This window comes from Numidum massiliense, assembly GCF_001375555.1.
GTDB classification, from domain to species: Bacteria; Bacillota; Bacilli; order Thermoactinomycetales; family Novibacillaceae; genus Numidum; species Numidum massiliense.
Genome location: NZ_CTDZ01000009.1, coordinates 3,090,454 through 3,112,114 on the forward strand (window position 1 = coordinate 3,090,454; position 21,661 = coordinate 3,112,114).

The window sequence follows — 21,661 nt, forward strand, 5'->3', positions numbered from 1 at the left end:
ACGTCGATATATTACCACTACCGGAACGCTCATGTCAACAACTAACACGACGTAGTATGTGTCAAGCTTTACTCGACGACCTTACAGGATCAAGGATTTAAAGACCTAAATATGTCATTCCCTAACGTTCACTTGTTGTCCGCCCTTGAGGAGTTAACTCTTCAAGGACGGCGATTAACCACCTTATCCAAATACCCAATAGCACTTGAAGCTGATGCGGCACCTACTTGGATCCTGCCAACTTGAACCCCAATGTGATCCGACTTACCTATTCGCCTCGCATGGCGTTTTAGTTTTTGTGTCACTTGGCGGTTGGGCCAGACAGTTAATAATGCCTGTCTCAACGTCCCATTGGTAACGCCTTGTTGTACTTTGGCGATGGCTTGAGCCCCTTCTTCACTCCAGTACATGCCACGACGTTTCATGCGGTATGCCAGACGTCTCTGGTTCGATTCCATGCATCCCATCCTACGAGCATTTTTTGGCACGTCTGGACTAACCTCACGCCAGTCGCAGAGGATCTCCCAGTGCCCTTCAAGATACTTCTGCATGTTCTCGATACGCTTTTCCTCTCGCTCCGTCTCTGCATTTCCCTGTGCCGTATCAATCACCGCTTTAAACCTATCCTTATTTTTTTCGGATATTGCCTTTTCAATTTGAGGAATGAGCCTTGGCTGGCGGCTCAACCCGCGACGAATACTCCTCTTTACGTGAAAAGGATCCAATTGGCGGACAACCGATGTCGCTTCAGAAAAGGTATTTTGAACGCGTTCCTCAGAGATCCATGAAGCCGCATCCGCATTAGTCGCCACATGTGTATGTGAGAGATCCCAACGATGTCGAATCGCTGCATAACCTATTTCCCAAAAGTCATCCACCGATTCAACGGTAGAAAAGACGTGACGATCTGTTAACGAGACACGCTGTCCGTTTTGCTCCCACCCGGTATAGGCAAGCATATTTTTGATCTCTATTCCTTTGCCTCTCCCTTTGACGTATAAGCCATCTGCTTCGCAATATAAGTGCTTAACGGACGGAGAGTTAGGAATTACCGTATCCTCAAAAATTCGATCCCTTTTTTCAGCATCCATGACAGCTTGAGCTTCACCTGCTTCTTTTACTAAGCGCTGAAACGTCGTATGGCTGATCGTTATACCGGCAAGTTTTTGCGTGACCTCTGAGGCGAGGCGGTAGGTCATTCCCGGCGCTGCAGCTAACTCTGCTCCGAGCATCATAAGGTCTGGGCTGTATCTTTTACGGCGTTTTAAACCGATTGCCTCATCGACAGGGTAATGTGCGTTTCCGTTTCGGTCGTACATCAAGTGGCGTTTATAGGACACTGTCCCAAAAAAACTGGTGAACTCCCGGCTGTCCAATCGCTCACTTTTCCAACCGTATTTTTCCTTGTAATGCGTCGTCATCATCTGATCGAGCTGCTCCAAAAATTCTCCGAACAGATCAGCCATCACTTCCATCAGGCGAATACGTAAGCTTTCCCAAAACGACAACATATCTGTAGACTGTTCCAAGATAGTAGCGATTTCTGGTATAATGGTTTTCAAGGAAGACCTCTCCTTTCGTGGTGGTTAGGAGTACTATTTAGGTCTTCCTTTTCTATATTCTCCCTCCAAATTCCTGCTAAAACCCTTCGAGAGAAATGTTACACATACCACGACGTAAGTTTATTTGACCGCTACAGTTGCGGCTTTGTTTTTGTTGCTTGTTTTTTGCGCTGTAGCTTGCTCGGCGACTTTTACTGCGCGGTAGCGATTCATCCCCGTACCTGCGGGAACGAGTTTCCCGATTATGACGTTCTCTTTTAAGCCGAGTAGCTGGTCGACTTTTCCTTTAATCGCCGCATCGGTTAACACGCGTGTCGTTTCTTGGAAAGAAGCCGCAGACAAGAACGAATCGGTCTCCAGCGACGCCTTCGTGATCCCGAGGAGCACCGGACGCGCCACGGCCGGTTCTTTTCCATCGGCAAACGATCTGTTGTTCGCTTCTTCAAATTCGTGAATGTCGATGATCGCGCCTGGCAACATATCCGTGTCTCCCGCTTCCGTGATGCGCACTTTGCGCATCATTTGCCGGATCATCACTTCAACGTGCTTGTCGTTAATTTCTACCCCTTGTAGACGGTACACTTTTTGTACTTCTTGCAAAATGTACTGTTGCACGCCGCGCACGCCTTTCACCCTAAGCAGTTCCTTCGGGTCGATCGAGCCTTCGGTCAAGGTGTCGCCAGTCTCCACTTGGTCGCCGACAGCTACTTTTATGCGCGCTCCAAACGGCACGTTGTACACTTTCGCTTCGATGCTGCCCTCTACTTCCACTTCGCGACGGTCTTTCGTTTCGCGAATGTCCTTCACTGTCCCAGAAATCTCTGTAATGACAGCCTCCCCTTTCGGGTTGCGCGCCTCAAACAGCTCTTGAATCCGAGGCAAGCCTTGCGTGATGTCGTCCCCAGCTACACCGCCGGTGTGGAAGGTGCGCATCGTTAGCTGCGTCCCCGGTTCACCGATCGACTGGGCGGCAATAATCCCTACCGCCTCGCCAATTTCGACTTGCGTCCCGAGCGCTAAGTTGCGTCCGTAGCACCGCTTGCACACCCCGTGGCGCGTGCGACAGTTAAGCACGGAGCGAATGTCTACAGCTTCGATGCCAGCCGCAACAATGGCGCTCGCTTTTTCTTCGTCGATCATCGCGTTCCGTTCGACGATGACATCACCCGTTTCCGGATGGCGCACCGTGCGGAATGAGACCCGCCCGACGATGCGGTCGTATAGATCCTCGATCACTTCTTTACCTTCTTGCAACCGCGTGATATGGACTCCTTTGTCCGTGCCGCAGTCTTCCTCGCGCACGATCACATCTTGTGCCACGTCGACTAAACGCCGCGTCAAGTAACCGGAGTCGGCCGTCCGCAGCGCCGTGTCAGCCAGACCCTTTCGCGCGCCGTGTGTCGAAATAAAGAACTCTAACACCGTTAGGCCTTCGCGGAAGTTCGATTTAATCGGCAGCTCGATGATTTTACCGGACGGCGCTGCCATGAGGCCGCGCATCCCGGCGAGCTGCGTAATTTGTGACACATTACCCCGCGCCCCCGAATGGGCCATCATGTTAATCGGATTAAAACGGTCGAGCGACTTCATTAAAATAGCGGTGATTTCGTCTTTCGCCTTACTCCAGAAGGAGATGACGCGCTCATAACGCTCTTCTTCCGTAATTAAGCCGCGGCGGAATTGCTTCATCACCATCTGCACGCGATCGTTCGCCTCATCCAAAATCCGTTCTTTTTCAGCCGGAACGATGACGTCGGATACAGCGATCGTAATACCGGCCCGCGTCGAATATTTAAATCCAGCTGCCTTGACGTTATCCATAATGACAGACGTCTCGGTCGTCCCATAGCGACGGAAACATTCCGCGATAATGAGGCCGAGGTATTTTTTCACGACTGCGTCACGAGGTTCACTCGCCTGAATGGCCGCGCGCACGTCTTGCCCTTTTTCAAATATAAAAAACTCATCCGGCGTGCGTTCCAAAGAACTATCTGTACCCGGCGCGTTAATGTAGGGAAAATCGGCTGGGAAAATTTCGTTGAAAATCACTTTCCCTGCCGTCGTTACGATGAGCGCCTCTTGTTGCTGTTCGCTAAACGACGTCTTGCCGAGAGAACGCGCCGGTAGCGCGACGCGCGAGTGCAAGCTGACGTACCCGTGTTCATACGCGCTGATGAGTTCGTCCGGGCTGCTGTAAATACCGCCCTCGCCCACTTCCCCCGCCTTCTCTAACGTCAAGTAGAAACAGCCGAGCACCATGTCTTGCGACGGCGTCACGACCGGCTTCCCGTCTTTAGGGTTCAAAATGTTTTGCGCCGCCAGCATTAAAATGCGCGCTTCTGCTTGCGCCTCGGCCGACAGCGGCACGTGCACGGCCATTTGGTCGCCGTCGAAGTCAGCGTTGTACGCCGTACAGACGAGCGGGTGCAGTTTGATCGCTCGCCCTTCGACTAAGACGGGCTCAAACGCTTGAATCCCTAAACGGTGCAACGTCGGAGCGCGGTTTAAGAGCACCGGATGTTCTTTAATGACGTCTTCCAGGACGTCCCACACTTCCGGATGTACGCGTTCCACTTTTCGTTTGGCGCTTTTAATGTTGTGCACGAGTCCTTTGCTCACTAGTTCTTTCATCACGAACGGCTTGAATAGTTCGAGCGCCATTTCTTTCGGCAAGCCGCACTGATACATCTTTAGACGCGGACCGACGACGATGACCGACCGTCCGGAATAGTCGACCCGCTTACCGAGCAAGTTTTGCCGGAAACGGCCCTGCTTTCCTTTGAGCATATGACTGAGCGACTTCAGTGGGCGGTTACCGGGTCCGGTAACCGGGCGGCCGCGTCGTCCGTTGTCGATCAATGCGTCGACTGCCTCTTGCAGCATCCGCTTTTCGTTTTGCACGATAATGTCAGGCGCCCCTAAATCTAAAAGCCGCTTCAACCGGTTGTTGCGGTTAATGACGCGGCGGTACAAGTCGTTCAAGTCCGACGTCGCAAAGCGACCGCCGTCCAGTTGCACCATCGGCCGCAGTTCCGGGGGGATGACCGGAAGCACGTCGAGAATCATCCACTCCGGATCGTTGTCGGAGTGGCGAAACGCCTCAAGCACTTCTAACCGTTTGACGACGCGGTTGCGCCGCTGCCCTTGTGCCGTACTTAGCTCTTCCTTTAGCCCCGCCACTTCTTGGTCTAAGTCGAGTTCGGACAGCAGCCGTTTCACCGCCTCCGCGCCCATCGCCGCTTGAAACGCTTGCCCATACTTTTCGCGGTAGCTGCGATATTCTTTTTCTGACAACAATTGCTTTTTCTCAAGCGGCGTATCGCCGGGGTCGGTCACGACGTAGGAGGCAAAGTAGATCACTTCCTCCAGCGAACGGGGCGACATGTCGAGCACGAGCCCCATGCGGCTCGGGATCCCTTTAAAGTACCAAATGTGCGAAACGGGGGCCGCTAGTTCAATGTGGCCCATCCGCTCGCGCCGCACTTTTTGCCGCGTCACTTCGACGCCGCAACGGTCACAGACGACACCTTTATAGCGCACGCGCTTATATTTCCCACAGTGACATTCCCAGTCTTTCGTCGGGCCGAAAATCTTTTCACAAAACAGGCCTTCTTTTTCCGGCTTCAACGTACGGTAGTTAATCGTCTCCGGCTTTTTAACTTCGCCGCGCGACCACGAACGAATTTTGTTAGGAGAAGCGAGTGCGATTTTCATAAACTCAAAGTTATTGACATCCAACAAAGGGCAACCCTCCCTAGTGTGCGGAGCTTTCTAGATTTAGGTTCAACTTATCCCCTGACTGTTCTTCGTCCTCGTCGAGTTCGCGAATTTCGATTTCCTCTTCGTCTCCCGAGAGGATTTTCACGTCCATGCCGAGACTTTGCAGCTCTTTAATGAGCACTTTGAACGATTCCGGTACGCCTGGTTCCGGCACGTTCTCACCTTTGACGATCGCTTCGTACGTTTTGACGCGTCCGACGACGTCGTCCGACTTGACGGTCAAAATTTCTTGTAGCGTATAGGCAGCACCATACGCTTCCAGCGCCCACACTTCCATTTCTCCGAAGCGTTGACCGCCGAATTGCGCCTTCCCGCCGAGCGGTTGCTGTGTGACGAGCGAGTACGGTCCAGTCGAGCGGGCGTGAATTTTGTCGTCGACCATGTGCGCCAGCTTAATCATGTACATGACGCCGACGGTCACGCGGTTTTCGAACGGTTCGCCCGTACGGCCGTCGTACAGGACTGTTTTGCCGTCTCGGTTTAACCCCGCTTCTTCGAGCGCGTCGAAGACGTCCTCTTCTGAGGCGCCGTCGAACACGGGCGACATGACGTGAATGCCGAGCTGTTTAGCCGCCATTCCTAAGTGCGTCTCTAACACCTGTCCGATATTGAGCCGGGACGGAACCCCTAATGGGTTTAACACGATTTCTACCGGTGTGCCATCCGGCAAGAACGGCATATCTTCCTCCGGTAAAATGCGCGCGATGACGCCTTTGTTACCGTGGCGCCCAGCCATTTTGTCCCCTTCGGAAACTTTCCGCTTTTGCGCGATGTAAACGCGGACTAACTGGTTGACACCCGGCGGTAATTCATCGCCGTTTTCACGCGTAAACACTTTGACGTCGACGACGATCCCGTCCGTACCGTGCGGGACGCGCAGCGACGTATCGCGCACTTCGCGCGCCTTTTCGCCGAAAATCGCGTGTAGGAGGCGTTCCTCGGCCGTCAGTTCGGTGACGCCTTTCGGAGTCACTTTGCCTACGAGAATGTCGCCCGACTTTATTTCCGCACCGATGCGGATAATGCCGCGGTCGTCTAGGTTGCGCAAGGCGTCCTCGCCGACGTTCGGAATGTCGCGCGTAATTTCTTCCGGCCCGAGCTTCGTGTCGCGCGCTTCTTGCTCGTACTCTTCGATGTGAATCGACGTATACACGTCTTCGCGCACGAGCTTCTCACTGAGCAAGATCGCGTCTTCGTAGTTGTACCCTTCCCACGTCATAAAAGCGACGACGACGTTTTGTCCGAGGGCGAGCTCGCCCATTTCCGTCGAAGGGCCGTCAGCGATAATGTCGCCAGCCTCGACGCGTTCACCGACGCGCGCGAGCGGCCGCTGGTTGACACACGTCCCTTGGTTGGAACGAATAAATTTGTACAGTTTGTATTTATCGAGGTTTCCTTTAACCTCTTTGCCGTCTACAATGTCGATGTTGCGGATCCAGATCTCGTCGGCGCTCACGCGTTCGACGATGCCAGGGCGTTTCGCGAGGACACACACACCGGAGTCTTTCGCCGCTTTATACTCCATCCCGGTACCGATAATCGGGGCACGCGGTACGAGTAGCGGTACCCCTTGCCGCTGCATGTTCGATCCCATCAAGGCGCGGTTCGCATCGTCGTTTTCCAAAAATGGTACACACGCGGTCGCGACCGAAAACACTTGTTTCGGTGAAACGTCCATGAAGTCGACTCGTTCTTTCGGTACAGTGAGCACATCCTCGCGCAAGCGCACAATCACTTCGTCTTTCACAAACGAGCCGTCTTCATTAAGCTCTGCGTTCGCTTGCCCGATAATGTAATTGTCCTCTTCGTCGGCGGTCAGATAGACGATTTCGTCTGTGACGCGACCCGCGTCCTGATCTACCTTGCGATACGGCGTTTCAATAAAGCCGAACTCGTTGACGCGTGCATACGTAGACAGCGAGTTGATGAGCCCGATGTTCGGACCTTCTGGCGTTTCGATCGGACACATCCGGCCATAGTGCGAATTGTGCACGTCGCGCACTTCTAGTCCGGCGCGCTCCCGCGTTAACCCACCTGGCCCGAGCGCGCTGAGGCGCCGTTTGTGCGTAAGTTCCGCAAGCGGGTTCGTCTGATCCATAAATTGTGACAACTGGCTACTGCCGAAAAACTCTTTGATGGAAGCGATCACCGGCCGAATGTTGATGAGCGCCTGCGGCGTAATCGCGTTCGTGTCTTGAATCGACATCCGTTCGCGCACGACGCGTTCCATCCGCGACAGACCGATGCGGAATTGGTTCTGCAGCAATTCCCCGACCGAGCGCAAGCGGCGGTTGCCGAGATGGTCGATGTCGTCAGTCGAGCCGATCCCTTGCAACAAGTTGATAAAATAGTTGATCGAGGCGACGATGTCTGCAGCGGTAATATGTTTAACCGACTTGCTGACGTCCATGTTGCCGATCACTTTCACAACTTGCCCTTCTTCGAGCGGCGAGTACACTTTAATGCCTTGGACGACGATCTCTTCTTCGTCGGACAGTCCGTCCACGATGCCGTAGTTCTCAGCGCCGAGCCCGCCTTCGAGCATTGGAATCAGCTTGTCAAGTAAGCGACGATCGATGAGTTGCCCCTCTTCGGCGACAATTTCCCCTGTCTCCGGATCAGCAATCGTTTCCGCAAGACGCATATTAAGTAAACGGTTTTTAATGTGTAACTTTTTATTCACTTTATAGCGGCCGACGTTCGCCAGGTCGTACCGCTTCGGGTCAAAGAAACGCGAGTTGAGCAAGCTTTTCGCGTTTTCGACTGTCGGCGGCTCCCCGGGACGCAACCGCTCATATATTTCGATCAACGCTTTTTCCGTAGAATCGGTGTTGTCTTTATCCAACGTAAAACGGATGTACTCGTCCTCGCCGAGCAACTGAATAATTTCCGCGTCACTCGCAAAGCCGAGCGCACGCAAGAGCGCCGTCACTGGCAGTTTGCGGGTGCGGTCGATGCGCACGTAAATAATGTCTTTCGCATCGGTCTCAAACTCGAGCCACGCACCGCGGTTCGGAATAACGGTCCCCGTATAAGTTTTTTTGCCGTTTTTGTCGACTTTTGTGTTAAAATAGACACTAGGTGAGCGGACCAACTGGCTGACGATGACGCGCTCGGCTCCGTTGATAATGAAAGTGCCAGTGTCGGTCATGAGCGGAAAATCGCCCATGAATACTTCCTGTTCCTTCACTTCACCCGTTTCTTGGTTGATCAAGCGCACTTTAACTCTAAGTGGTGCAGCGTACGTGACATCGCGTTCCCGCGATTCTTCGACCGAGTATTTCGGCTCACCCAAGCTGTAATCGATAAACTCTAACACTAAATTCCCCGTAAAGTCTTCGATCGGCGAAATCTCTTGGAACATTTCGCGTAAGCCCTCTTTTAAAAACCACTCATAAGAACTTAGCTGAATTTCAATCAAGTTGGGCAACTCGAGGACTTCTTCGATCCTCGCGTAACTCCTCCGCTGGCGTCTGCCGTATTGTACCAGTTTACCTGTCAACACTTTCACCCCTCATGCCCGTTATCACAAAAAAATAAAGTGGGTTGACGTTCTTTGCATACGAAGACTGTATACCCCCATCTTTACCTTTTTTATCCTGTTTATTCATTAACTGTTACAATTTTAACTGAAAAAAGTGATAGTTTATTGGCATTAAAAGATAATATCATAATACAGAAGATGAGTCAACGTATGCAGCGAATGACGTTGTATCCTTTATGCCGGGAGGCGATGGATACGTCCGCAAAAAGTGTACGCAGTTTCTTTACGGCAGAAGGTGCTCCCTGCTTTTTTTGGATCACTAACCAAAACTCCCCGCCCTCTCGCAGATGCGCGCTCACTTCGCGCAACAAACGGTAAACGGTTCGTTTGCCCGCGCGAATCGGCGGATTGGTCAGCACCCAGTCAAAGGCGCGTCCCGTAAGCTGAGACAACCCGTCACTCTCCAAAACGCTCACGCCGCTTACGCCGTTCTTCTCTGCGTTCAGGCGACAAAGTTCGATTGCCCGCCGGTTGACATCGATCATCGTGACGCGAGCCTTCGGTGAGGCTACGGCAACCGCGATCCCAATCGGCCCGTAACCGCAACCGACATCCAACACATCGCCGCTGAGTGGCAACGGTAAGCTCTCGAGCAACACACGCGTCCCGTAATCGACACCAAGCTTCGAAAACACGCCGGAATCCGTCGTAAACGTAAACTCTCGCCCGCCGATTTCGGTATGAAATTCGTGGGTTTTGTGCGCACTTTGCGGATCGCGGGAGTAGTAATGGTCCCTCATGTCGCTTAGAGCCCCCAGGAACAAGCCGACAAAGACTTGTTTAAGAAGTTTTTTATTGCTGGTGAGGTAGTTATCAATGAATGGAGTTACATTCCCTTTTTAGCATATGACATCGTCCTTCTATTGTATCACACCTCGGATTTAGGCACTCCGTTGTATGAAGGCAGAGTGCGCCGCATAGACGGTGGGATGCACCGTTACCGTTTCTAGCAGGGGTGGCGATGCGCCGTATAAGCGGTACACCCCGCCGTATAAACGACGGGGTGCGCCGTGTAAACGATGGGGTGCTACGTGCACACACATTACTTGAGTTCTACCGTTGCCCCTGCTTCTTCTAACTTACCTTTGATTTCTTCGGCTTCTTCTTTCGAGGCGCCTTCTTTGACAGCCTTCGGCGCTTCATCGACTAACGCCTTCGCTTCTTTCAGCCCCAAACCAGTAATGGCGCGAACAGCTTTAATGACGTTAATTTTCGATCCGCCCGGGCTCGTCAAGATGACGTCGAATTCGGTTTGTTCGGCGGCTTGTTCTCCTTCGCCTGCACCGCCGGCGACAGCTACCGGCGCAGCGGCCGTTACGCCGAACTCTTCTTCGATTGCCTTAACTAAATCGTTTAATTCGAGTACACTCATACCTTTTATCGCTTCAATGATTTCTTCTTTCGTCATGTCGTTACCTCCTGTTTATTGGAAATTTACGCCTCAGCAGCGTCCCCTTGTTCTTGTTGGTCGGCAACAGCTTTAACAGCCAACGCCACGTTGCGGATCGGTGCCTGTAACACACTGAGCAACATCGACAACAACCCTTCGTACGACGGCAGTTCGGCTAGTTCTTCGATTTGTTCGACCGTGACGTACTGCCCTTCCAAGATACCGCCTTTAATTTCGAGCGCCTCATGTTCCTTGGCGAATTTATGCAAAATTTTGGCCGGTTCAACGACGTCGTCGCGACCAAACGTTACCGCGGTCGGTCCGACTAAATGTTGATCGAGGTCAGTAAACCCCGTTTCCGCAGTCGCGCGGCGCATCATCGTGTTTTTCAACACTTTGTACTCGATGCCCGCGTCGCGCAGCTGTTTCCGCAGTTCGGTCACTTCAGCGACGTTTAAACCGCGGTAGTCGGCGAGGATCGTCACTTTGCTGTTCTTCAAGTTCTCGACAATGCCAGCGACAACTTTCTTCTTCTCTTCGATCACAGCTCTCGTCATGTTTCCACCTCCTGAAATAACAACCTGCAACTCGCGACATATGAAAAGCCTCCGCAAGACATACGGAGGCCTAATGACTATCTATCACTCGTCCATATGCCTCGGCAGGGCAATCGTTTAAGCCGCGTCGGCCCCTGCAGTCTACAGCATTGATTAAGATGCGATTGTAATAAAACACAGCAACGTCAGTTTACCACAACCCCATCGCCGGGGCAAACGTTAACGGGTAGCGAGCGACGACACGTTCACGCGTACGCCTGGTCCCATCGTCGAAGAGATGGTTACACTGCGCATATACGTTCCTTTTGCTGCTGGCGGTTTCGCCTTCACTAACGTGTCAATCAACGTCTCTAAGTTTTCTTGCAACTTAGCGGCGTCAAACGACACTTTACCGATCGGCGCGTGGACGTTACCCGCTTTGTCGACGCGGTATTCCACTTTCCCCGCTTTAATTTCGCCTACCGCCTTTGCCACGTCGAAAGTGACCGTTCCCGTTTTCGGGTTCGGCATAAGCCCTTTCGGCCCGAGAATACGCCCGAGCTTACCGACTTGACTCATCATGTCCGGCGTCGCCACGACGACATCGAAGTCGAGCCAGCCTTGGCTTACTTTGTCCACCATGTCTTCGTCACCGACGTAATCGGCACCGGCCGCTTCCGCTTCTTTCGCCTTCTCGCCTTTCGCAAACACTAAAACCGTTTGCGTTTTACCCGTACCGTGCGGTAGCACGACAGCGCCGCGCACTTGTTGGTCAGTGCGCTTCGGATCGACGCCGAGGCGAACAGCGAGTTCGACCGTTTCGTCAAACTTAGCCGTCGCAATCTTTTTGACGATCTCAATCGCTTCAGCGGCAGCGTACGTCGCTTCGCGATCAAATTGCTTTGCAGCTGCTTCGTATTTCTTACCTTTACCTGCCAATGTTCTTTCCTCCTTTGTGGTCGTAACGGAAGGATCTTCCTCCCACTTTTATCGAGATGCGACTTAATCTTCGATCGCAATGCCCATACTTTTAGCCGTTCCTTCAACCATGCGCATCGCCGCTTCGACCGTCGCCGCATTCAAGTCAGCCATTTTCGATTCCGCAATTTCCCGAACCTTATCGCGCTTAACGGTGGCAACCTTCTTTTTGTTCGGCTCCCCCGATGCCGTATCGATGCCGCATGCTTTTTTTAACAGTACGGCGGCCGGTGGAGTCTTCGTTACGAACGTAAACGAACGGTCTTCGAAAACGGTAATTTCCGCAGGGATAATTAGTCCAGCTTGTTCTTGTGTGCGGGCGTTAAACTCTTTACAAAACGCCATAATGTTAATCCCCGCCGGACCGAGCGCTGTCCCGACAGGCGGTGCTGGATTGGCTTTCCCGGCCGGAACTTGCAACTTGATGACCTTGAAAACCTTCTTTGCCACGTCACCCACCTCCTTGTGTCAAAATGTGGTAAGCGGGCCAACTGCCCTCCCACTTTGCAAAACGTACGTAACTGTTCATCGTTTGACGGTGTGATGAGAGGAAAGGGTGAAATAAGGCCCATACTGCTACACCCTTAAACAAAAACAATTTATCACACCTACCATGCAATTGCAACACTCACTTTCGCAATTACACGCCAGCCGAACGTGACGCCACACTCAGCCGATCGGTGTGGCTAGTGAACGATGCTAGCGCGCTATCTACTACTTGGCGCCAACGTCAACCAGATAAAAAAGTGAAACTCGGCTCCTTGTGGGGGCCGAGGCGACTTACATTTTTTCCACTTGGGTAAAATCTAACTCAACAGGCGTCTCTCTACCGAACATGTTGACGAGCACTTTTACTTTTTGGCGACTCGCATCAACTTCTTCGATCGAGCCGACAAAGTTAGCAAACGGCCCGTCTTTTACCTTAACCGTCTCCGCAATGTCGAAATCAACTTTCGGCGTTGGCTCGTCGACACCCATTTGTCTCAGTATGGCGTGAACTTCATCCGGCATCAGGGGGGTTGGCTTGGAACCAGCACCAGAAGAGCCGACGAAACCGGTAACACCCGGTGTGTTGCGCACGACGTACCACGAATCGTCTGTCATGATCATTTCTACTAAGACGTAGCCAGGAAACACCTTGCGCTGCACCGTTCGTTTTTTCCCATCTTTGTTTTCCAGCTCTTCTTCCGTCGGCACTAAAACCCGGAAGATCTTGTCCTGCATCTCCATCGATTCGACGCGTTTCTCCAAGTTGGTCTTCACCTTGTTTTCATATCCGGAGTAAGTGTGAATCACATACCAAAGTTTTTCCATGATTCTATCGGACAACGATGTCCCTATTCCCCCTTGTGCGGATCAATTAGCGGACAATTAATTTTACGACTTCAGAAATACCAAAATCCAACACCGCAAAGTAAATGACAAAAAAGATGAGCGTCACTAACACGACAATCGTGTAGCTCTGCAATTCCTTGCGGGTAGGCCAGCGCACGTTTTTTAGCTCTTTGATTACATTTCTAAAAAAACGGCCGATTTTCGATACGCTGTTCTTAATACCAGTCCCCATTCTCGCCACGAACCCCAAGCTCGCCACCCCCTCCAACGCCTACAGTCCACTAGTCAATCAAAAACGTCAACGGTTATTGCAAATCGTTGGAAGTCTCCCGCGGATCCTACCTGTACTACTTCGTTTCCCGATGTAGGGTATGGCGGTTGTCGCGCGGACAAAACTTCTTAAACTCAATACGTCCAGAATGCGTCCGTTTATTTTTAGTCGTCGTATAGTTTCTCTCACCGCACTCGGTGCAAGCCAGCGTCACTGTTACTCGCATGAGGCGCACCTCCTTAACTAAAATCATCTGCTCGCGAAATATGTCGCGGAATTAACTATTTATATCCAGAATAATGTATCACAAGGTAAGGTAACATGTCAACCTAGTAGTAGTGAAAACAACTGGCAGTGCATAACGAGAGTAGACGGTCCTCACGGCTGTGCCACCCGATTAAACAGACCGTCGCGAAGTTCGAGGTAACGTTCTAGCTTCCGCTTGACCCGCTGCAGTGCATTGTCGATCGATTTGACATGACGGTTTAAGTCGAGGGCAATTTCTTGATACGTCTGCCCGTCCAAGTAAAGCCGCAGCACTTTTCGTTCCAAGTCGCTTAATATTTCCGACATGCGTACCTCGATATCGTCAAATTCCTCTTGGTTGATGAGAAGTTCCTCGGGATCAGCCGCTTTCGTACCACAAATGACGTCGAGTAGCGTGCGATCCGATTCTTCATCGTAAATGGGCTTGTCCAACGAAACGTAAGAATTAAGTGGAATGTGTTTTTGCCGCGTCGCTGTTTTGATCGCGGTTATCATTTGGCGCGTAATACACAGTTCGGCAAAAGCCTTAAAGGAGGCTAGCTTGTCCCCGCGAAAATCGCGGATCGACTTGTATAAGCCAATCATTCCTTCTTGGATAATGTCTTCGCGATCCGCACCGATAAGAAAATAAGACCGTGCTTTCGCCCGTACAAAGTTTTTGTACTTATTGATTAAATACTCCAGTGCGTGGCTGTCGCCAAGTTGCACGCGCTTGACCAATTCCTCGTCCACCATTCGATGATAGTCGGTTAGTTGCTCCATTTCTTCGAAGTCAACAACGTTCACACCGATCCCTCCCGACCATGAGCTACAGCGGTTACAGCCTGTTAGTAGAAACATTATAACCAAATAGTCATAATTTCGTCAACGAATTGGTTAATGTTCCCTGCGAATTCGTTCCAGCTCACGTCTCACCTCTTCTGTCAAATCGTGCCCCAAGGTCATTCGCTCCTGTTTCATCTCCCGCGTTTGTTCGCGCACCCGCCGTTTCGCGTCCACAACCATTTCTAATAGTTCCCGTGCCGAAATGCGTAAGGCGCCGCGCCCAAACGCGATCCGTTGCTCAGTGTAATCGGAAGTGGCGACAAACACGCGCCTGCCCCCCGCTTCCCCTACTAGCCGTTCAATACATTCGTCAGCCGTTTCTCCTGCTTCTGTATAGACGACGGTACAATGCGTATGCGTCTCTAATTGTGCCTGTCCACGTATTAAATGCGCGTCAAACACTACTATAACATATTTACCCGAATACGCGGCGTACTCCTCTAACACTTCTACTAACTTTTCCCGGGCTAACCCAAAATTAAACCTTTTTAACGCTTGTAGCTCCGGCCAAGCACCGATAATGTTGTATCCGTCGACTACTAACCACTCTTGCATCGCCTTAAGCCCGCTTCCGTAACACTTCGTACATTAGGAGACCCGCTGCCACTGACGCGTTTAACGAGTTGACTTTCCCCTTAAGCGGCAAGTGTACTAAGTGGTCACAACTTTCCCGCACGAGGCGACTGATCCCTTTACCCTCGCTGCCGATGACGAGAACGGTCGGCACCGTATAGTCGACGTCGGTATACGCTTGTTTAGCTGCCGCCTCCGCACCAGTCACCCACATCCCGAGCTGTTTTAAGTCGGCGATCGTCCGCGCTAAATTCGTCACGCGGACGACGGGCACGTGCGCAACTGCTCCGGCTGACGTTTTGGCGACAGTAGCGGTCAACCCGACCGCGCGCCGTTTTGGAATGATGACGGCGTGCACACCAGCAGCATCCGCTGTACGTAAAATGGAGCCGAGGTTGTGCGGATCTTCTACACCGTCCAACACGACGAGAAACGGCACCTCGCCGCGTGTTTGCACGCGTGTGAGCACCTCGGAAAGCTCACTGTAGTGCCAAGCGGCAACTGTCGCCACCACCCCCTGATGGACGGCGCCTTTCGTTAATTGGTCGAGCTTTTGCCGCTTCACCCGTTGTACGACGATCCCGCGCTCTTTCGCGAGCTGCACAATTTGTGCAATCCCCTGCTGCTTCACCCCTTCCGCGAGCCAAATTTTTTCGAGCGGCTGCGTGGCGACTAACGCTTCCCGCACCGCATTTTTGCCGGCAATCCATTCACTCATTCGTTTCACCCCCTTTACCGTCGAGCGTTTTGAAGACGAGTACCATTAACTGTTCGATCCGTCGCAGCTGATCGGTCACATACAAGTAGCCGATAAGCGCTTCTACTGCCGTACTCTCGCGGTAAGTACGTACAGGCGTATTTTTCGGCACGGTTTTCGCCTTCGCGTTTTTTCCGCGGCGCACGTGGGATCGTTCCTCATCCGTTAGGAGTGGCAGTAACACTTGGAGAGCGGCCGCTTGCGATTTTGCGGACACATAGCGGATCGACTCCCGCTGCAATTCGTGCGGCTTTACGATACCGCGCGCGAGCAAGTGATTGCGCGCGTACAGTTCCCACACGGCATCGCCGACGTAGGCGAGGGAGAGGGCGTGGTCGACGCGCAGCGGGCGTTCGCGGTCAACTGCCACGACTCCAAACTTCGGCGGGTCGAGAGACTTTGGCGAGCCGTTCGCGCCACCGCCTGTGGCATAACTGCTGGCTTCCCCACGGTTGTCCATGTCGTTTGCCGTACCGTGCCTCATTTGCGCCGCCACCGTACCCCTTGTGGGGTATCCTCCAAGGCGATTCCTTCGGCCGATAGCTGATCGCGAATTTCGTCGGCTCGGGCAAAGTCACGCCTTTTGCGCGCGGCGTCGCGTTCAGCGATGAGCGCTTCGACTTGCTCGTCGAGTAACAGTTCTTCCCCTTCTAACAAGCCCAAGATATCTCCCGCGTACAGCGCAAACCAGTCGAGGTAAGCGGCGACCGATTCGCGGTAAACGACGGGGCGACGGAGTAATTCATTCGCTGCCCGCACCGCTTCGAACACGACGGCAATCCCATTCGCCGTATTGAAGTCGTCGTCCATTGCCGCGTGGAACTGTTCCGTGAGCCCCTCGAGCGCCTCTGTAACGTCGGCCTCCACTTTTTCCGCGCGCGCTGTTTCTAAGCGGTGCTGTAAGTTAGTGACTGCGTGTTGAATCCGTTCGAGAGCGTGCTCAGCCTGTTCGATTAAGTCGCGGCTGAAGTTAAGCGGCTGACGGTAGTGCGCCGACAACAACAAGTAGCGAACAGCGAGTGCCGGATACTCGTCGAGCATATTTTTGACGAGCACGAAGTTGCCGAGAGACTTCGACATTTTTTCGTTATCGATGTTGACGAACCCGTTGTGCAGCCAATAGCTGGCGAACGGTTTCCCCGTCAACGCTTCGCTCTGCGCAATTTCGTTCTCGTGATGTGGGAACATCAAATCGCTGCCACCGGCGTGGATGTCGATCGAGTCGCCTAAGTACTTGCGGCTCATCACCGAGCATTCAATGTGCCAGCCGGGCCGCCCTTTTCCCCATGGGCTGTCCCACGCAATTTCTCCCGGCTTAGCCGGCTTCCACAAGACGAAATCGAGCGGGTCTTCTTTCTTCTCTGTCACGGCGACGCGAGCACCTGCGCGCAATTCGTCGAGCGACTGGTGGGACAACTTGCCGTAATCGGCCTTGTGACGCGCGCGGTAGTAGACGTTCCCGTCCCGTTCATAGGCAGCCCCTTTCCGTACGAGTTGTTGCACACTAGCGATAATTTCCTCAATCTCTTCGGTGACGCGCGGATGGACGTCGGCGCGATGGACTCCTAAGCGGTCAGCGACGTCAAAGTACGCCGCGATGTAGCGATCGCCGACCTCCAGCACGGTCAACCCTTCTTCGTTGGCGACGCGAATCATTTTATCGTCCACGTCGGTAAAGTTCTGCACATAGGTCACACTGTATCCGCGGTAAGTTAAATAGCGCCGCACGACGTCATACAGTACGAACACGCGTGCATTGCCGATGTGAATGTGATTGTACACTGTCGGCCCGCAGACGTACATACGCACCTTTTGCGGCTCAAGTGTCTTCAGTTCCTCCTTCTTCCTAGTCAACGTGTTGAACAACTTTACGGTCATCGTTTACTTCCCCTTCCTTCCGTCAATCGTACACTACTTTCGCGTAAGTTTGCTTAATATTAGCCTCCGGTGTGCCGTACGCACTCCCCTATGCGCGGCACGTTTCTTCCTCCTCTACACGATGCGCTGCTTTCTCTTCGCAACAGGCGTGCATTTCCGCTTGCAAGGCAGCCAGCTCACTTCTTAGCTGCACAATTTCCCGCTCCATCCACCGCAACCGATCGCTGACTGGATCGGGTAAATTCGTCTGATCGAAGTCGCTCGGTACACGTTCGCCGTCGCGGCGCACGACTCGCCCCGGTACGCCGACGACCGTTGCATTAGGTGGTACTTCCTTTAGCACCACGGAGCCAGCACCGATTTTCGCGCAGCGCCCGATGCGAAACGCCCCGAGTACTTTTGCCCCGGACGCGATGAGGACTCCGTCCTCGATCGTCGGGTGCCGCTTCCCTTTTTCTTTTCCGGTACCGCCGAGCGTCACGCCTTGATACAACGTCACGTCGTTGCCGATCTCGCACGTTTCCCCGATGACGACGCCCATGCCGTGGTCAATAAATACTCGCTGACCGATCGTCGCCCCCGGGTGAATCTCAATTCCCGTAAAAAAGCGACTCAACTGGGAAATGATGCGCGCGAGCAACAGTAGTTTGCGTTTGTACAATGCGTGAGCGATGCGATGTGCCCAAATAGCGTGCAACCCGGAGTACGTCAGCACGACTTCAAACTTGTTGCGTGCCGCCGGGTCGCGCTCCAACACGACGTTGACATCGTTTTTTATCGTTTGCCAAAATGCCATTGTCACCATCCCCCAAGCAGGCCGCTCCGAATAAGGCGACCGTTATTTACCGCTCACTTCGCTACAAAAAGCTTTTCGTACGTTAGTGTGTACGAAAAGACCGCCTCTCATAGCCTTCAGCTACAGAGACGGTCTTTTTGTGTCCGCGGTTCCACTCTGCTTGAGTCTTTTGCCACGCAAAAGACTCCCCTCATCATTCCCGGTAACGGCGGGATCCGGTAAGAGCCTACACTGCGAAGTGCAGCTTTAGCTCCCAACTCCCAGGTGCATCGCGACTAACGACAAACTAGGACGGCTTTCAGCCGGTGACCGCCTTCTCTGTCAGTTCGTCGTGTCTTTAGTCGCCTCTCCTGTTCATCGTCTGTCCATCGCTATTCTTATATGCCACGTGAACCTTAAAAGGTAAGTTCATAAAACAATCCATTCGTTCTCTTATTTTGCAACGGTTTGTGCGTAATTGTCAATGAGCCACTGTAAGCGAGCTAGCACTTTTTCCCGCCCGATTAGCGCAAGCGACTCACCCAAATCGGGACCGTGCACACTGCCGGTGAGTGCAGCGCGTACAGGCATGAACAGTTTTTTCCCTTTTTGCCCGGTCGCTTTTTGCGTCGCCTTCATCGCTTGTTTAAACGCCTTAGGCGTAAAGGAGTCGAGACTGTTTAGCTGCCGCTGCAGTTCCTGGAGCACGTCTAGCACGTGCTCCTCTATAAGAACTTCTTTCGCTTCCTCGCCGTAGTTGAGCTGCTGCTGAAAGAACAATTCCGCGAGCTCGACAATTTCCGCTCCGTACTTCAACTGTTCTTGGTACAAGGTGACGAGCCGCCGCACCCATTCGTCCTCTTTCGCCGTACGCTCGGCCGCGATCAGCCCTGCCGCTTCTAAGTGCGGGGTGCACAAGGCGACGACGTCGTCTAAGTCCGCCGCTTTAATGTAGTGGTTGTTCAGCCAATTCAACTTATCCGGATCGAACACGGCGGGCGCCTTCGAAAGGCGATCCAGTGAAAAGAGCTCAGCAAGCTGTTCGCGCGAAAAAACCTCTTCTTCGCTATGTTCTCCCGGTGGCGACCACCCGAGTAGCGCGAGAAAGTTGACGATCGCTTGCGGCAAATAGCCTAGCTGCCGGTATTGATCGACAAACTGTACGATCGACTCGTCCCGCTTGCTCATTTTTTGCCGCTCGCGGTTTAAAATAAGCGATAAGTGGGCAAAGTGCGGCACGGGAAACCCGAGTGCCTCGTACAACAATATTTGCAGCGGCGTATTGGATAAATGCTCTTCGCCGCGAATGACGTGGGTAATTTTCATTAACGCGTCGTCGACGGTGACGGCGAAGTTGTACATCGGACGCCCGTCGGCGCGCGCAATGACAAAGTCGCCGATCCCGTCCGACTCAAACGTCACCCGTCCGCGCACGAGATCGTCGACGACGATCGTCTGTCCGGCCGGCACGCGAAAGCGAGTGACAGGCTTACGCCCTTCTGCCTCGAACTGTTGCCGCTCCGCTGCGCTCAAATGGCGACAACGCCCGGAGTAGCGCGGCATCTCCCCGCGCTTAAGTTGGGCTTCGCGCGCTTCGTCTAACTCTTCTTTCGTACAGTAACACGGATATGTCTTCCCCTCATCCGCTAAGCGCTGCAAATACGTCTCGTACGTGTCTAGCCGTTCCATCGAGCGGTACGGGCCGTACGGACCGCCAACGTCGACACTTTCGTCCCACGCGATGCCGAGCCACTGTAAATTCGCCAGTTGCTCCTCTTCCGCGCCGGCGACGTTCCGTTCTTGATCCGTATCCTCGATGCGGACAATAAATTTTCCATCCGTCTTTTTGGCCAACAAGTAACAGAATAACGCCGTGCGCGCACCGCCAATGTGTAAATGACCTGTCGGACTCGGCGCATACCGCGTCCGTACGACGTTCGTCCCTTCCATTGCTCAACCGTCACCTTCCTGTCTAACTGGATCGTATCTAACTAAATCGTATCTAACCGGATCGCAAGTTATCGTTTTTCGAGCGCGACGACAGCGAGAGCGGCAATCCCTTCACTCCGCCCGACGAACCCTAACCATTCCGTCGTCGTCGCCTTTATGTTCAATTGCGCCTCGCTACAGTCGAGGGCAGCGGCGAGTACACGCTTCATCGCTGCGAGGTGTGGCGCCATTTTCGGCGCTTGCGCAATAATCGTCGCATCTAAGTTGCCGAGGCGATACCCTTGTTCCTCTACTGAGTGCCACACGCGCCGCAGCAGCTCGACGCTGTCCGCGTCTTTGTACGCTGCGTCCGTATCGGGAAAATGCTTGCCGATATCCCCTAGGCTACAAGCACCTAAAATAGCGTCTGTCACGGCGTGCGTCAACACGTCTGCGTCAGAATGACCCGTTAAACCGCGTTCGTACGGAATGTGTACCCCGCCGATTACGAGCGGGCGGCCAGCGGCAAATTGATGTACGTCAAAACCTTGTCCTACTCTCACCGTCACTACTCCTCCGGCCTTCGTTTATGTAAGATTGTCTCCGCAATGTACACGTCCTCGGGCGTCGTCAGCTTAATGTTGTCGTAATCGCCGCGGACGACGTACACGTCTCTCCCCATGCGTTCCATGAGCATTGCGTCGTCCGTCACGTCAATCCCGAGCGCCGCCGCTTGTTCGTGTGCCCGCTGTAGTTCAGCCGTACAAAACGCTTGCGGTGTCTGTACGGCCCACAACTGTTCCCGGGGCGGCGTCGATTCGACAAAGCCTTCCGCGTTCACTTTTTTTATCGTATCTTTCACCGGTACTGCTAACACAGCTGCCCCGTACGTGCGCATACTGGCGATTAAGTCGGCAACAACCACCTCGGTAACGAACGGTCTGGCGCCGTCGTGTACTAACACCCATTCCGCCCTAATTCGGGCGAGGCCACAGCGCGTACTCTCCTGACGCGTCTCTCCTCCGGCGACGATGTCTGATACTTTCGTTAAGTTGTATGCGCGACAAAGAGCCTGACACCTTGCCAAATCCTCTTCGCCCGTCACGAGAACGACGTGCGCAATGTTCGCCATGCGTTCAAAAACTTGCAGTGTGTGCACGAGAAGTGGCCGGTCACCGAGTGGGATGAACTGTTTATTGTAACCTCTCCCCATCCGCTTCCCTTGCCCGGCCGCCACAACAACTACACCGACGTCCACGAA

Annotated in this window: 20 protein-coding genes and 1 other annotated feature; all 20 genes read right to left on the reverse strand. The window is 53.2% G+C overall.

The window, feature by feature from the left end:
* Nucleotides 1-161: 161 nt before the first annotated feature.
* Entirely contained in the window at nt 162-1,511 is a 1,350-nt protein-coding gene (locus tag BN1247_RS14500) for an ISLre2 family transposase (RefSeq protein ID WP_187119684.1), read from the reverse strand.
* A 171-nt stretch (nt 1,512-1,682) separates the two neighbouring features.
* Nucleotides 1,683-5,303: a DNA-directed RNA polymerase subunit beta' gene (gene rpoC / locus BN1247_RS14505; RefSeq protein ID WP_054951009.1), complete on the reverse strand. Its 3,621-nt coding sequence runs from the start codon at nt 5,301-5,303 to the stop codon at nt 1,683-1,685.
* Between the two features lie 13 nt (nt 5,304-5,316).
* On the reverse strand, nt 5,317-8,844 hold the full coding sequence (gene rpoB / locus BN1247_RS14510) for a DNA-directed RNA polymerase subunit beta (RefSeq protein WP_054951675.1): 3,528 nt from the start codon (nt 8,842-8,844) through the stop codon (nt 5,317-5,319).
* Nucleotides 8,845-9,029: 185 nt separating this feature from the next.
* Nucleotides 9,030-9,626, reverse strand: a complete 597-nt coding sequence (locus tag BN1247_RS14515) for a class I SAM-dependent methyltransferase (protein WP_054951010.1) — start codon at nt 9,624-9,626, stop codon at nt 9,030-9,032.
* A gap of 302 nt (nt 9,627-9,928) precedes the next feature.
* Nucleotides 9,929-10,294, reverse strand: a complete 366-nt coding sequence (gene rplL, locus BN1247_RS14520; RefSeq protein WP_054951011.1) for a 50S ribosomal protein L7/L12 — start codon at nt 10,292-10,294, stop codon at nt 9,929-9,931.
* A gap of 26 nt (nt 10,295-10,320) precedes the next feature.
* Nucleotides 10,321-10,833, reverse strand: a complete 513-nt coding sequence (gene rplJ / locus BN1247_RS14525; RefSeq protein ID WP_054951012.1) for a 50S ribosomal protein L10 — start codon at nt 10,831-10,833, stop codon at nt 10,321-10,323.
* Between the two features lie 32 nt (nt 10,834-10,865).
* Nucleotides 10,866-10,998: a sequence feature (ribosomal protein L10 leader region), on the reverse strand.
* A 54-nt stretch (nt 10,999-11,052) separates the two neighbouring features.
* On the reverse strand, nt 11,053-11,751 hold the full coding sequence (rplA, locus tag BN1247_RS14530; protein ID WP_054951013.1) for a 50S ribosomal protein L1: 699 nt from the start codon (nt 11,749-11,751) through the stop codon (nt 11,053-11,055).
* A 63-nt stretch (nt 11,752-11,814) separates the two neighbouring features.
* Nucleotides 11,815-12,240, reverse strand: a complete 426-nt coding sequence (gene rplK / locus BN1247_RS14535; protein WP_054951014.1) for a 50S ribosomal protein L11 — start codon at nt 12,238-12,240, stop codon at nt 11,815-11,817.
* Nucleotides 12,241-12,570: 330 nt separating this feature from the next.
* A complete protein-coding gene (nusG, locus tag BN1247_RS14540) occupies nt 12,571-13,104 on the reverse strand; it encodes a transcription termination/antitermination protein NusG (RefSeq protein ID WP_054951015.1) in 534 nt (177 codons plus the stop codon).
* 46 nt (nt 13,105-13,150) lie between these two features.
* The gene (gene secE, locus BN1247_RS14545; protein ID WP_074011342.1) at nt 13,151-13,357 is read right to left on the reverse strand and encodes a preprotein translocase subunit SecE; all 207 of its coding nucleotides are present in this window, start codon (nt 13,355-13,357) and stop codon (nt 13,151-13,153) included.
* Nucleotides 13,358-13,472: 115 nt separating this feature from the next.
* Nucleotides 13,473-13,622, reverse strand: coding sequence for a 50S ribosomal protein L33 (rpmG, locus tag BN1247_RS17320; protein WP_074011186.1), 150 nt, complete (start codon nt 13,620-13,622; stop codon nt 13,473-13,475).
* Nucleotides 13,623-13,774: 152 nt separating this feature from the next.
* Nucleotides 13,775-14,425 (reverse strand): RNA polymerase sporulation sigma factor SigH, encoded by a 651-nt coding sequence (gene sigH, locus BN1247_RS14550; protein ID WP_054951676.1) that lies wholly within the window; start codon nt 14,423-14,425, stop codon nt 13,775-13,777.
* A 114-nt stretch (nt 14,426-14,539) separates the two neighbouring features.
* The gene (locus BN1247_RS14555) at nt 14,540-15,043 is read right to left on the reverse strand and encodes an NYN domain-containing protein (protein WP_054951017.1); all 504 of its coding nucleotides are present in this window, start codon (nt 15,041-15,043) and stop codon (nt 14,540-14,542) included.
* Nucleotides 15,044-15,047: 4 nt separating this feature from the next.
* A complete protein-coding gene (gene rlmB, locus BN1247_RS14560; RefSeq protein ID WP_054951018.1) occupies nt 15,048-15,779 on the reverse strand; it encodes a 23S rRNA (guanosine(2251)-2'-O)-methyltransferase RlmB in 732 nt (243 codons plus the stop codon).
* Nucleotides 15,772-16,302, reverse strand: a complete 531-nt coding sequence (locus tag BN1247_RS14565; protein ID WP_315969651.1) for a Mini-ribonuclease 3 — start codon at nt 16,300-16,302, stop codon at nt 15,772-15,774. Before BN1247_RS14565 ends, rlmB begins: the two co-directional genes overlap by 8 nt.
* Nucleotides 16,299-17,696 carry a cysteine--tRNA ligase gene (cysS, locus tag BN1247_RS14570; protein WP_054951019.1) on the reverse strand — a complete coding sequence of 466 codons (1,398 nt, stop codon included), beginning with the start codon at nt 17,694-17,696 and terminating at the stop codon, nt 16,299-16,301. Before cysS ends, BN1247_RS14565 begins: the two co-directional genes overlap by 4 nt.
* A gap of 88 nt (nt 17,697-17,784) precedes the next feature.
* Nucleotides 17,785-18,492 carry a serine O-acetyltransferase gene (gene cysE / locus BN1247_RS14575; protein WP_054951020.1) on the reverse strand — a complete coding sequence of 236 codons (708 nt, stop codon included), beginning with the start codon at nt 18,490-18,492 and terminating at the stop codon, nt 17,785-17,787.
* A gap of 432 nt (nt 18,493-18,924) precedes the next feature.
* The gene (gltX, locus tag BN1247_RS14580; protein ID WP_054951021.1) at nt 18,925-20,421 is read right to left on the reverse strand and encodes a glutamate--tRNA ligase; all 1,497 of its coding nucleotides are present in this window, start codon (nt 20,419-20,421) and stop codon (nt 18,925-18,927) included.
* 68 nt (nt 20,422-20,489) lie between these two features.
* Nucleotides 20,490-20,963: a 2-C-methyl-D-erythritol 2,4-cyclodiphosphate synthase gene (ispF, locus tag BN1247_RS14585; protein ID WP_054951022.1), complete on the reverse strand. Its 474-nt coding sequence runs from the start codon at nt 20,961-20,963 to the stop codon at nt 20,490-20,492.
* Between the two features lie 5 nt (nt 20,964-20,968).
* Nucleotides 20,969-21,658 carry a 2-C-methyl-D-erythritol 4-phosphate cytidylyltransferase gene (ispD, locus tag BN1247_RS14590; protein ID WP_074011187.1) on the reverse strand — a complete coding sequence of 230 codons (690 nt, stop codon included), beginning with the start codon at nt 21,656-21,658 and terminating at the stop codon, nt 20,969-20,971.
* Nucleotides 21,659-21,661: the final 3 nt, after the last annotated feature.